Source organism: Hyphobacterium sp. CCMP332, from assembly GCF_014323565.1.
Classification (GTDB): Bacteria; Pseudomonadota; Alphaproteobacteria; order Caulobacterales; family Maricaulaceae; genus Hyphobacterium.
Window position 1 is genome coordinate 1,222,810 of record NZ_CP058669.1, and the last position, 12,209, is coordinate 1,235,018.

At 61.1% G+C, this 12,209-nt stretch carries 14 protein-coding genes; 2 read left to right on the forward strand and 12 right to left on the reverse strand.

Going from position 1 to position 12,209, the window contains the following annotated elements:
- Positions 1 to 240 precede the first annotated feature (240 nt).
- A complete protein-coding gene (locus tag HXX25_RS06095; protein WP_187167599.1) occupies positions 241 to 534 on the forward strand; it encodes a GIY-YIG nuclease family protein in 294 nt (97 codons plus the stop codon).
- Positions 535 to 745: 211 nt separating this feature from the next.
- Here HXX25_RS06095 and HXX25_RS06100 read toward each other — a convergent pair whose 3' ends face one another.
- The 8 genes from HXX25_RS06100 to HXX25_RS06135 form a co-directional block, all read right to left on the reverse strand.
- On the reverse strand, positions 746 to 2,278 hold the full coding sequence (locus HXX25_RS06100) for an acyl-CoA carboxylase subunit beta (RefSeq protein WP_187167600.1): 1,533 nt from the start codon (positions 2,276 to 2,278) through the stop codon (positions 746 to 748).
- Between the two features lie 285 nt (positions 2,279 to 2,563).
- Positions 2,564 to 3,310, reverse strand: coding sequence for an ATP12 family chaperone protein (locus HXX25_RS06105; RefSeq protein WP_233346922.1), 747 nt, complete (start codon positions 3,308 to 3,310; stop codon positions 2,564 to 2,566).
- Complete coding sequence (locus HXX25_RS06110) at positions 3,307 to 3,993, reverse strand: HAD-IA family hydrolase (protein WP_187167601.1); 687 nt, start codon at positions 3,991 to 3,993, stop codon at positions 3,307 to 3,309. The genes HXX25_RS06105 and HXX25_RS06110 overlap by 4 nt, the downstream gene beginning before the upstream one ends.
- Positions 3,990 to 4,979 (reverse strand): RluA family pseudouridine synthase, encoded by a 990-nt coding sequence (locus HXX25_RS06115; RefSeq protein ID WP_187167602.1) that lies wholly within the window; start codon positions 4,977 to 4,979, stop codon positions 3,990 to 3,992. The genes HXX25_RS06110 and HXX25_RS06115 overlap by 4 nt, the downstream gene beginning before the upstream one ends.
- Positions 4,976 to 5,359 (reverse strand): fluoride efflux transporter CrcB, encoded by a 384-nt coding sequence (crcB, locus tag HXX25_RS06120; RefSeq protein WP_187167603.1) that lies wholly within the window; start codon positions 5,357 to 5,359, stop codon positions 4,976 to 4,978. The genes HXX25_RS06115 and crcB overlap by 4 nt, the downstream gene beginning before the upstream one ends.
- Positions 5,360 to 5,674: 315 nt before the next feature.
- The gene (locus HXX25_RS06125; protein WP_187167604.1) at positions 5,675 to 6,055 is read right to left on the reverse strand and encodes a TonB-dependent receptor; all 381 of its coding nucleotides are present in this window, start codon (positions 6,053 to 6,055) and stop codon (positions 5,675 to 5,677) included.
- A gap of 61 nt (positions 6,056 to 6,116) precedes the next feature.
- Complete coding sequence (locus tag HXX25_RS06130; RefSeq protein ID WP_187167605.1) at positions 6,117 to 6,941, reverse strand: PIG-L deacetylase family protein; 825 nt, start codon at positions 6,939 to 6,941, stop codon at positions 6,117 to 6,119.
- Positions 6,941 to 8,254 carry a replication-associated recombination protein A gene (locus HXX25_RS06135; RefSeq protein WP_187167606.1) on the reverse strand — a complete coding sequence of 438 codons (1,314 nt, stop codon included), beginning with the start codon at positions 8,252 to 8,254 and terminating at the stop codon, positions 6,941 to 6,943. Before HXX25_RS06135 ends, HXX25_RS06130 begins: the two co-directional genes overlap by 1 nt.
- A 36-nt stretch (positions 8,255 to 8,290) precedes the next feature.
- Here HXX25_RS06135 and HXX25_RS06140 point away from each other — a divergent pair, with 36 nt between their 5' ends.
- The gene (locus HXX25_RS06140) at positions 8,291 to 8,698 is read left to right on the forward strand and encodes a VOC family protein (protein ID WP_187167607.1); all 408 of its coding nucleotides are present in this window, start codon (positions 8,291 to 8,293) and stop codon (positions 8,696 to 8,698) included.
- Here the strand turns inward: HXX25_RS06140 and HXX25_RS06145 are convergent.
- The 4 genes from HXX25_RS06145 to rpsK all read right to left on the reverse strand — a co-directional run bounded on the left by HXX25_RS06145 (position 8,695) and on the right by rpsK (position 12,199).
- Positions 8,695 to 10,134, reverse strand: coding sequence for a Do family serine endopeptidase (locus HXX25_RS06145; RefSeq protein ID WP_187167608.1), 1,440 nt, complete (start codon positions 10,132 to 10,134; stop codon positions 8,695 to 8,697). The two genes, HXX25_RS06140 and HXX25_RS06145, sit on opposite strands and share 4 nt — an antisense overlap.
- A gap of 101 nt (positions 10,135 to 10,235) precedes the next feature.
- Positions 10,236 to 10,658 carry a 50S ribosomal protein L17 gene (gene rplQ, locus HXX25_RS06150; protein ID WP_233346923.1) on the reverse strand — a complete coding sequence of 141 codons (423 nt, stop codon included), beginning with the start codon at positions 10,656 to 10,658 and terminating at the stop codon, positions 10,236 to 10,238.
- 49 nt (positions 10,659 to 10,707) lie between these two features.
- Positions 10,708 to 11,727: a DNA-directed RNA polymerase subunit alpha gene (locus HXX25_RS06155; protein WP_187167609.1), complete on the reverse strand. Its 1,020-nt coding sequence runs from the start codon at positions 11,725 to 11,727 to the stop codon at positions 10,708 to 10,710.
- 82 nt (positions 11,728 to 11,809) lie between these two features.
- Positions 11,810 to 12,199, reverse strand: coding sequence for a 30S ribosomal protein S11 (gene rpsK, locus HXX25_RS06160; protein ID WP_187167610.1), 390 nt, complete (start codon positions 12,197 to 12,199; stop codon positions 11,810 to 11,812).
- Between the last annotated feature and the right edge of the window lie 10 nt (positions 12,200 to 12,209).

Consider the following 12,209-nt stretch of genomic DNA (forward strand, 5'->3'; position numbering starts at 1 on the left):
CGGGCACCCCGGGAAAGAGGTGAATTAAGAGGGAAGAATACAACACCGGGGCCCTCGGGCTCGATCCGGGGGTCCATCTTTCCATAATCGATGGATGCCCGGGTCAGGCCCGGGCACCCCGGGGTGAAGTGTATTTACTGGGAAAAGACAACTCCGGGGCCTTCGGACTTGATCCGGAGGTCCATCTGAAAAAATCTACAACACCTTGACGTGCGCGACACGGCAACAACTAATAATTGCATGCCCGCCTATACCTACATCCTGGCCTCGAAACCCTATGGCACGCTCTTTGTCGGCTCGACCGGTGATCTCGCCCAACGGATATGGGAACACAGAACCGGCGAAGGCTCGATCTTCTGCCAGAAATACAAGGTGTTCACACTCGTCTATTTCGAGCAATTCGACCGGACGCAGGAGGCCATTGCCTGCGAGCGCCGCTGGAAGAAATGGAAGCGGGACTGGAAAATCGACCTCGTCAACGCGCACAATCCGGACTGGTCAGACTGGTATGATGAATTGCAAAACTGGCTCTAATTCCGGCTGTCGCGCGCCTGACATTCAATTCGAGTCAAAACCCGGGGCCTTCGGGCTCGCCCTGAGGGGCCATCTATTCAAGCTTGATGGATACCCGGGTCAAGCCCGGGCACCCCGGGGAGTTCATTTCACTTCAATTCCAATAATTCCGGGTCCCTCGGGCTCGACCCGAGGGTCCATCTACTCAATATCAATGGATACCCGGGCACTTCTACAACGGAATATTATCGTGCTTCTTCCAGGGGTTTTCGCACTTCTTGTTTTTCAGCGTCCGTAGCGCCTTGATCAGACGGCGGCGCGTATTGCGGGGCTGGATGACATCATCGATATAGCCCCGGCCCGCCGCCACGAACGGGTTGGCGAAGCGGTCTTCATATTCTTCGGTATGCGGCGATCGCCTCGGGGTCGTTCCAGATCCGAGCGGATAGATGATCTCGGTCGCGCCCTTGGCGCCCATCACCGCGATTTCCGCTGTCGGCCAGGCGTAATTGACGTCGCCGCGCAAATGCTTGGAGCTCATCACGTCATACGCCCCGCCATAGGCCTTGCGTGTGATGACGGTGAGTTTCGGCACGGTCGCCTCGGCATAGGCGAACAAGAGCTTTGCGCCATGCTTGATCAGGCCGCCATATTCCTGCTTTGTGCCGGGCAGGAAGCCGGGCACGTCGACAAAGGTGACGATCGGGATATTGAAGGCATCGCAGAAGCGCACAAAACGCGCGGCCTTGCGGCTGGCATCAATGTCCAGCACCCCGGCGAGTGACATCGGCTGGTTGGCGACAAAGCCGACGGACTGCCCGTCCAGACGGCCAAAACCGATGATGATATTCTTGGCATAATCCGGCGCGATCTCGAAGAAATCACCCTCGTCCGCCGTCTTCTCGATCAGCTCGACAATGTCATAGGGCTTGTTCGGGTTGGGCGGCACCAGCGTATCGAGGCTGGGCTCTGACCGGTCGGCCCGGTCATAGGACGGGCGCGTCGGCGCCGCCTCCCGGTTGGACAGCGGCAGGAAATCGATCAGCCGGCGCATCTGGACCAGCGCTTCCAGATCATTATTGAAAGCCCCGTCCGCCACGCCGGATTTTTTGGCGTGAATCGACGCGCCGCCCAGTTCCTCATGGGTGACGACCTCGTTGGTGACGGTCCTCACCACATCCGGCCCGGTCACATACATGTAGGAGGTGTCGCGCACCATAAAGATGAAATCGGTGATCGCCGGGGAGTAGACATCGCCGCCCGCGCACGGCCCCATTATCACGGAAATCTGCGGCACGACGCCCGAGGCCAGCGTGTTCTGCAGGAAGATGTCGGCATATCCGGCCAGAGAGGCGACGCCTTCCTGGATGCGGGCACCACCGGCATCGAATATGCCGATCACCGGCGCGCCATTCTGGATCGCGGCTTTCTGGATCTTGACGATCTTCTCGGCATGCGTGGACGAGAGCGACCCGCCGAAGACGGTGAAATCCTTGGAAAAGACATAGATCAGGCGGCCATTGATCGTGCCATGGCCGGTCACCACGCCATCGCCGGGAATTTTCTTCTCGGCCATGCCGAAATCGGTGCAGCGATGCTCGACAAACATGTCCCATTCTTCAAACGAGCCTTCGTCCAGCAAAAGTTCGATCCGCTCGCGGGCCGATAATTTGCCCTTTTCATGCTGCTTGGCGATGCGCTCCGCGCCGCCACCCTGACGGGCGCGCTCGCGCCGGTTTTCCAGCTCTTCAAGAATGTCCTGCATGGATGCCCCTCTTGGCGTGTTTCGTTTGACTGTCAGTTAGCACTGTCCGCACGGGAAGGGCAATTTATGAGGGCGGTTCGATTGCCTTGGGTGCTTCGAGGCTATTGTTTTCCTCCCCCGTTCACGGGGGAGGTGTCAGCGAAGCTGACGGAGGGGGCAGGAACACACCCGCCATTCGCCCCCCTCGTCCTGGAGCCTGTCCTCGGGCCGACCAAAGGTCGGACCCGTGGAGGACACTCCCCCCGCAAGCAGGGGGAGAAAGGAGAGGTAAACCTCGAAGGAGGGTCAGGAGGCCAACGCCCCCAGCATGGCGCCAATGGCGAGGCATTCGCCTTTCAGATGATCGGCGCGCTTTCTGGCCTCGAAATCCTCGCCCCAATGCTCGGTCTGGAAGTCTTCATCAATCCGGCTGTGCGCGAATAACTCATCCGCCGTAATCCGGCCTTCCACCAGAGCAAATCCCAGCACCGCCGAAGTCGACAGCGCCGTGGCCTGCATCAACCCCGTCAATCGCCAGTCATCATATGACGCGGCACGGTCGCGCAGCGCGTCCAGCGCCTGTGGCGAGGCCTCCGCCGGCATGATACCCGTCACCACCGGCAGGCGCGCGCCCAGCGTCTCTTCCGCCCAGCGCAGATGATCATCCCACACGTCGGCCTGACGGCGCGCCAGTGCCGATTCCTCGGCGCGGTGACGCAACAGATCGGTGCCAGCGTATTTCACCACTTCGGCCAGCACGGCCTCCCGGTTGTGGGCAGTGGCATCGATGGCACCGTGCGCCAAACGCGTCAGCGGCATGGTCGAGGGATCAATCCGCTCGCCCTGCGCGGCCCATTCATCGGCCATCAGGCGCGCCAGAGCTTCTGTCGGCACAGCCAGAGCAGATTTCATCGGCGTGCGGATGCTGCGCCCGTCCAGCTGCACCGCCCAGCCGTCGGGCCCGTGGGTGACGTCCACCGCCTTGTAGAAGCGTTTGGGCAGAGTGTTTTCGCGGCTGGGAAGCCGGACGCCGTCTTTCATCTCGCCTTTCATGCCGCACTCCGCCCCTGACCGAAGGCCGTCAGCCCGCGTTGCAGGCAGGCAAAATCCTCATGCACGGAATGGGCCCCCGCACCGGTCAGTTCTTCAGCGGTATGAAAGCCCCATGCCACGCCCGCGGCCCTCACCTTCGCGTTCAGTGCCATCAAAATGTCGTGCGAGCTGTCGCCGATCATGATGGTCCGGGCCGCCTCCACTCCGGTCGCATTCATCGCTTCTATCACCATGCGTGGATTGGGCTTGCCCGGTCCGGTGCAAGAGGTGTGCAGCGTCACAAACAGCCCCGTCAGATCATGGGTTTTCAATATGTGATCCAGGCCCCGGCGCGGCTTGCCTGTCGCCACGCCCAGCAGCCAGCCTTCCGCATCGAGCGTTTCCAGAATCTCCCGCGCCCCGGGATAAAGACTCTCGGTATGCGTGCCGTCGGAACGATTGCGCACGAATATCTCGCGAAAATCATTGCCGATCTTCACCGCGCCCTCGGCGGGATAGTCCTCGGGCAGCAACATCGGAATGGCTTCGAACAATTCGATGCCGACAATCTGGCGCACCTGATCATAGGTACAACCGGACAGGCCATTCCTGCGGAAGGCCTCATCCATGGATTCGGCAATCAGGGCGCGGGAATCGACCAGCGTGCCATCCAGATCAAACAAAGCGAGCTTCAATTCCGTCATGCCAGCAATTCCGCAATCGCGTCCTCATCCACATGCTTCAGCACAAAGCCCAGCGCCTTGAAGGTCTTCGCCATGTGCGGCGGCAGGTCGGCTTCCAGCACCAGCGGCTTGCCGCCGATATTCAACACCAGACGCCGCGCATGCAGGTGCAGGCCCTTGCCGATATTCTCCGGATCCTCGCGGTGGGATGTGTATTTATGATCGCCGACAATGGCATGGCCCATCATCGAGGCATGCACCCGCAGCTGGTGGGTCCGCCCTGTGATCGGCCGCATCACTAGCCAGCTCGCCGTATGTCCGGCTTCGGCGGCGACGGTATAGCGCGTGAGCGAGTGCTGCGCGCCTTCCTCGCCATGTTCGGCCGACATCATCATCTCGCGGCCATGGGCGCCGCCCGTATCCTTTTTGAGGAACCCCTTGATCTCGCCGGTCTTGGGCTTGGGCACGCCGGGCACGACGGCCCAGTAGGTCTTTTTCGATTCCCGCGCCTGAAACGCCTTGGCGAGCTTTGCAGCTGCGCCCACCGTCTTGGCCGTCACCAGCACGCCGGACGTATCCCGGTCGAGACGGTGCACCAGACGCGGCTTCTGATCGCCCTTGCCGAACGCATTCAAGAGGCCATCCAGATGGCGCGTCGTCTTGGAGCCACCCTGCACGGCCAGCCCCGCCGGCTTGTTGAAGACCAGAATCTCCTTGTCCTCATAAATCACCAGCGAACGGATATAGGCGGCGTCCTCGCGGCTGATGGAGGGCTCCGGTGCCTGATCCATCGGATCGGCATCCGGCAGCGGCGGAATGCGGATGGACTGTCCGGCCTCAACGCGCGTATCCGCCTTGGCCCGGCCGCCATCGACGCGGATTTCGCCCTTGCGCAGCGCCTTTTGCAAACGGCCTTGCGGGATATGCGGGAAGCGCCGCCGGAACCAGCGGTCCAGCCGCGCACCGGCTTCCGCCTGCTCGACCACAATTGTCTGAACACCGCTCATGCAAATACCCGCCGCGCAATCAACAGCCCCACAAACAGGGCCAGAATGGAAAGAATAACCGAACCCGCGACATAACCGATCGCATCGCCATAGGCACGGCGCTCGATCATCACCACCACATCCAGCGAGAATGCGGAAAACGTCGTGAACCCGCCCAGCACGCCGACGGCAAAGAAGGCGCGCAGCTCATTGGCATCGGCGCGGCCCGCCTGCGCCAGCCAGCCGATGAATCCGCCCATGATCAGCCCGCCGATCACATTCACCGCAAATGTGCCATAGGGCCAGTCCGGCCCGATGGCGCGCAGGAACCATTGCCCGGTCAGATGCCGGCTGACCGCGCCCAGCGCGCCCCCTGCAGCAATGAGAAGGATATTGTTCATGGGGCCGGGAGATATGGGAGATAGCCCGCCGGTGCAAGCGGCGCTCATCCATGCATTTTTGCATAGCGGGCATGGCGCGCACGCAATTGTGCATCCAAACAAAGGGCTTATGTCATCTCCTGTCTGACGGACACGCTGTCCGGACAATAAAAACAAGGAAAAAGACAATGGATCGATTGAGCACAACCCTCGCCGCAGTCCTGCAGGTCGGCTTCGTGATCGCCGTTTTCGGTGGCGTTTTCGTCGCGATTGTACCGACACTCGCATGATCGTTAAGTGAAACGGGGAGCCATGGCTCCCCGTTTTGATTCCAGCCTATGCCGCATCCGGTCTTGCGCGGATCGCCAGAAACAGCATCAACACTGTCGCCAGCATGACCAGCAGCGCGCTGACGCCCAGAACCGGCCCCAGCGTCTCGCCATTGCCGCCACCATAGAGCTTGTAGAGGCCGACGATCATGATCGTCGCCCCGGCGTGGTGCAGAACCAGCTGCGCCCAGGCCAGCAGTCCTGACCCCATTTTCCAGACCCGGTTGAGGATCGCCCACAAGACGGGCAGGACGCCGCCCACCAGCATGATATGCGCATGTGTGGGCATTTGCCCGTGATCCTGTGTGCGGCCCATATGCTCGCCCAGCGCCATGCCGGCAATCAGCCACAGCAAGCCCAATACCAGATGTATCCGGTCAACCTTCATTGAAACCTCCCCTGTTCCCGCGGCGAGACTAGCCGCGCGGGGCGCATTCCCAAAACAGATTCTAGGGCTCGATAATCCGCACGGCATAATATTCCTGCGTCCACAACTGGTAGAGCAGCCAGTCCGGCACGCCAGTCGTTTCCCGCAAATAGTCGGCCTGGGAGGCATGAATACGCCAGGCGCGGGTCTTGAGCGAAGCGTCAATATCCAGCGCAAAGGTCGGATCGGGCTGCAGGTCAGCCACGCGCGCATAGCGCTCGCCGCCAAAGCGCCGCGTGCCGGGACGGGAGACCAGCGTATAGGCCAATGTCACCGCTTCGCCGCGCTGGCGGGCATATCGCTGTGTCGCCGCCAGAGCCGCCCGCCCCATCGCCATATGATCTTCATGCAGGGAGACCCCGCTCGGCGGATGGAAGGTCACGACCGCATCCGGCTGAAGACGCACCAGCTCTTCGAGCACACGCGCGGTCAGTTGCGCCTCGCTCATCGCCTCCGGCACACCGCCATCAGGCAGGCCCAGCACCACTTGCTCATCCAGCCCCAGCGCAAAACCGTGCCGACGCAATTCGCCCTCTCGCACCACGCCCAGATGTTCCTGCGCCACGATTGGCGGGAATTGCGTGCCCGCCTCGCCGCGCGTGGCGGTGACCGTCGCCACAAACGCACCTTCTGCCACCGCCCGGCTGATCAGCTCGGTCGCAGTGATTTCATCATCGGGATGGGCGAAGACCAGGACAATCCGCTGCGCGTTCAGCGCCTCGGTGACGCTGTGCGCCAGCTCGACATCCGGTTCGGCAAAGATGGACCGCCCATACCAGAGCGCGGCCTGAACCAGCACCAGCCCGATCAGGCCGGCCACAGCAAATCCGATCAATAGGCGTCGCATCAGCGCCCTCCCTGCTTCTTCGCCCGTATCTCCCGCCACCTTGCCAGCCGCTCGCCAATGGCGGCTTCGCGGCCCCGGTCCGTCGGTTCATAAAAGGTGGGGCGGTCCTTCATCTCGTCCGGGAAATAGTCCTGTCCGGAAAACCCGCTTTCGGCATTATGGTCATATTCATATCCCGCCCCATAGCCCTCGGCCTTCATAAGCTTCGTGGGCGCGTTGAGGATGTGTTTAGGTGGTGGAAGTGACCCGGTATCGCTCGCGGCCCGTCTGGCGGCCTTGTAGGCGTTATAAACCGCATTTGACTTCGGCGCGCAGGCGAGATGGACGACCGCCTGCGCCAGAGCCAGCTCACCTTCCGGCGATCCGAGAAAATCATAGGTCTCTTTCGCCGCCAGTGCCGCATGGATGGCGGTCGGATCGGCCAGTCCGATATCTTCATTCGCCATCCGCACCAGACGCCGCGCCAGAAACAGCGGGTCTTCGCCGCCCTCCAGCATTCGCGCCAGCCAGTAGAGCGCGGCATCCGGATGGGAGCCGCGAATGGATTTGTGCAAGGCCGAAATCAGATTGTAGTGCTCGTCGCGATCGCGGTCATAGACCGGCGCGCGCCGCTGCAGATAGGTGGCCAGATCCTCCCGCTCCAGAGGCGTGTCCCTGTTCAGGGAAAACAATTCCTCGGCGAGGTTGAGCAGATAGCGCCCGTCGCCATTCGCCAGTTCCAGAACCGCAGACCGGGCCTCCGGCGTCACCGGCAGTTTGCGCCCGGTTTCGGCCTCGGCCCGCTGGATCAGCAAATCGAGACTGTCTGCCTCCAGACGCTTCAGAACCAGCACCTGTGCGCGCGACAACAAAGCGGCATTCAATTCGAAACTCGGATTTTCGGTCGTGGCCCCGACCAGCGTGATGACGCCCTCTTCCACCACCGGCAGGAAACCATCCTGCTGGGCCCGGTTGAAGCGGTGAATTTCATCGACGAAGAGCAGCGTGCCGCGGCCTGCCTGCCGCCGCGCGCGTGCGCGGTCAAATGCCTTCTTCAGATCCGCCACGCCGGAAAATACGGCCGACAGGGGCTCGAATTCCAGACCGGATTCCTCCGCCAGCAGCCGCGCAATCGTGGTTTTGCCAACTCCCGGCGGGCCCCACAGAATGATGGAGGCAAAGCGCTTCTGCGCCCGCATCCGCGCAATCGGCCCCTCGCCTTTCAGAAGATGATCCTGCCCGACGACCTCATCCAGCGTTTTCGGGCGCAGCCGGTCGGCCAGCGGACGCGGCGCATCATCTTCCAGACCGGCGGCTTCAAAAAGTGAGCTCATGAGAGTAGTCTATCCTGCAACGGGAAGGGACGCACCATGAAGAAAACGGTCGCACCATATCTGAGTGTCCGTGACGGTAATGCCGCCATCGCCTTCTATAAAACGGCTTTCGGGGCGGAGGAACTCGAACGCTTCGATTATGAGGGCAAGCTGGGCCACGCCACATTGCGCATCAATGACCATCTCCTGATGCTCGCTGATGAGTTCCCTGAAATGGAAGACATGACCGGCAATGTCGCCCCGCCCACACTGGGCGGACGCACCACCTTCACCATCAATCTCACCGTCGATGATGCCGATCAATGGTTCGACCGCGCCATCGCGGCGGGCGCCACGGCTTTACGCCCGGTGACGGATGAATTCTTCGGGCGGCATGGAAAGCTACGCGACCCGTTCGGCCATGTCTGGAGCGTGGTGACGCTTAATCAAGAGCGGCAGAGCTAGAGCTCCAGATTGGCATCCTGACGGCGGCCCCGGCGTTCAATCGCAATCGGCCAGGATTTAAGCCCGTCCTGCCCGTCCAGCAAGCCTTCAATGTCGTCGATCTCTTCAACGCGGGTGCCCAGCAATTCCAGCACGCGATCCCCCGGCCGGAAGCCGAAATAGTCGGCCGCGGATCCGCGTTGAATCGACATCACCACCACACCGCGGGCAAACGGGTCAAATCCGACTTCCTGGTTGAAGGCCGGCGAAAGCTCGACCAGCTCCAGCCCGGCCAGCGGATTGCGGCCCTCGATCAGCCGGCGGGCGGGTTCGGCCTCACCCGGCGCCACCTCGACCGGCACATCGAGGACAATGCGCTCACCATCGCGCAGGATCGCAAAGCGGGAGGCTTCGCCGATGGCCCGCGTGGCATAGCGGAAGCGCGCGCCCGGCTCGTCATTCACATCGACATCATCAATGGCGAGGACAATATCGCCCTGCCGCAATCCGGCCGCTGCTGCTGCCGCACCGGGATAGATATCTGCCACCAGCGCACCGCGCGGGCGATCCAGCCCGAGTGAGTTGGCGATATCGCCGGTGACCGTCTGCAGGCGCGCCCCCAGCCAGGGCTGGACCAGCTCACCCTCGGTCAGGGCGGCATCGACGACCCGGCGCACCATTTCGACCGGAATCGCGAAACCGATCCCGTTGGAGCCACCCGAGCGCGAATAAATCGCCGAATTCACGCCAATCAGCGATCCGTCCATATTGATCAGCGCACCACCGGAATTACCCGGATTGATGGCGGCATCCGTCTGGATGAAGAAGGCAAAGTCGGACACACCCACTTCGGTCCGCGCCAGCGCGGAAACGATTCCCGATGTCACCGTCTGGCCGACGCCAAACGGATTTCCGATGGCCAGCACCAGATCGCCGATCTCGGCGGTACCAGGCTGCGCAAACGGCATGGCGGGCAGCGGTTCATCGGTGATGATGCGCAGCACGGCCAGATCGGTCTGTTCGTCCGCGAGCAGGATTTCAGCTTCAAACTCGCGCCGGTCGTTCAGAACCACGCGCAACTCATCAGCGCCGTCGACGACATGATTATTGGTCACCACGACACCGGTGGAATCGACGATCACGCCGGAGCCGAGCGATCCCTGCTGACGCGGGCCCTGCTGGCCGAAAAACCGGTTGAAGAAGGGGTCCATCTGCCGCTGCACGGTGCGGGTGGAATAGACATTCACCACAGCAGGCGCGGCCTCCCGGACGATCGGCGCAAAGGACAATTGCATCTGGGCCCGATTGTCCGGCACTTCGCGGAAGCTGTCATCCGCCAGCGTCTCGGCCACCGTCGGCGTGTCGGCATCTGTCAGATCAACCCGGTCATCCTGAGCCTGGCAGGCCGAAGTGAACAGGGCTGCGGCTGTCAGGACTGAAAGCGCAAATCGTGTCATCTCGACTCTCCGATTGTTCGTGTTCATTAGGCCACTAGATAGGAAAAAGGCGGCTCCCGTAAAGAAGCCGCCTTCATCATGAATTCCGCATGAAGTGAAGATTACTCTTCAGAAAAGTCTTCCATCGCCGCAACGCGGGCACGATCGCCTGCACCGCGCGCTGACGTATCGCGGTCAACCAGTTCGATAACGGCCATCGGCGCATTGTCACCATGGCGGTAACCGGCTTTCAGAACGCGCGTATAGCCGCCATTGCGCTCGGTATAGCGCGGGCCAAGGGTCGCAAACAACTTGCCGACCTGCTCGATATTGCGAACCTTGGAGATGGCCTGACGACGGGCATGCAGATCACCACGCTTTGCGAGCGTGATCAGCTTGTCCATGAAGGGCTTCATTTCCTTGGCTTTAGGAAGCGTGGTGACGATCTGCTCATGTTCAATGAGCGAGGCCGCCATGTTGGCAAACATGGCCTTGCGGTGCGAAGTGGTGCGACCGAGTTTGCGATGAGCGATGCCGTGACGCATGGCGGTTTCTCCAAAAGTGTCGGGTCAGGGGATTTCACAATCGCCGTGACTAGACGTTTTCCTCATATTTCTTGGCAAGATCTTCGATATTCTCCGGCGGCCAGTTTGGCGCTTCCATACCCAGGTGCAGACCCATCTGGGCGAGAACTTCCTTGATCTCGTTGAGCGATTTGCGGCCGAAATTCGGGGTCCGCAGCATTTCCGCTTCGGACTTCTGAATCAGGTCGCCGATATAGACGATGTTGTCGTTCTTCAGGCAGTTCGCCGAGCGGACGGACAATTCCAGCTCGTCCACCTTCTTGAGAAGCGCCGGGTTGAAGTCCAGCTCGGGACGATCGTCCTCTGCCGGGCGGGCCTCAACGGCTTCCTCGAAGTTGATGAAGATCTGGAACTGGTCCTGAAGAATGCGCGCTGCAAATGCGACCGCATCTTCCGGCGTCACAGTGCCATCGGTTTCGATGTCGAGAACCAGCTTGTCATAGTCAAGAACCTGGCCTTCGCGAGTGTTTTCCACGCGATAGGCGACGCGCTTGACCGGGCTGTAGAGCGAATCGATGGCAATCAGGCCGATCGGCGCATCTTCCGGACGGTTACGTTCGGCCGGGACATAGCCCTTGCCGCTGTCGACGGTCAGCGTGAAACGGATTTCAGCGCCTTCGTCCAGCGTACAGATGACGTGGTCCTTGTTGACGATCTCGACGTCAGCGGTTTCCTCGATGTCGGCGGCGGTGACTTCACCCGGGCCGGACTTGCGAAGAACAACGCGCTTCTCACCTTCATTGTGAACACGAAGCGCAACGCCCTTCAGGTTCAGAACGATATCGGTGACGTCTTCACGCACACCCGGAATGGAAGAAAACTCGTGCACAACGCCATCGATCTGCAGAGAGGTAATCGCAGCACCTTGCAACGACGACAGCAGCACACGGCGCAGCGCATTGCCCAGAGTCATACCGAAGCCGCGTTCCAGCGGTTCGGCGATGATGGCGGCACTGCGTTCCGGATTATGCCCAGGCTTCACCTCGGGCTTCATCGGACGAATGAGTTCTTGCCAGTTCTTCTCGATCACGGGTTAAACCCCTTCTTTCGCGCGCCAGACCGGTCAACCGGTGGCGCGAATTCTCAAATGCTCTGATACCCCCGGCGGGAGATCAGACCCGACGACGTTTCGGCGGACGGCAACCATTGTGCGGAATGGACGTCACATCACGGATGGAGGTGATGGTCAGACCGGCCGCTTGCAGAGCGCGAAGTGCCGATTCACGGCCCGAACCCGGACCGGAAACATTCACTTCCAGCGTCTTCATTCCATGTTCCATCGCCTTCTTGGCAGCTTCTTCGCCGGCAATCTGGGCTGCATAAGGGGTCGATTTGCGCGATCCCTTGAAGCCGTTGGCGCCAGCAGTGGACCAGGAAATGGCGTTGCCTTGCGCGTCGGTGATGGTGATCTTCGTATTGTTGAAGCTCGCATTGACGTGAGCGACACCCGACGTGATGTTCTTGCGCTCGCGGCGTTTAATGCGTTCTGGTGCTTTAGCCATAACTTAGCCG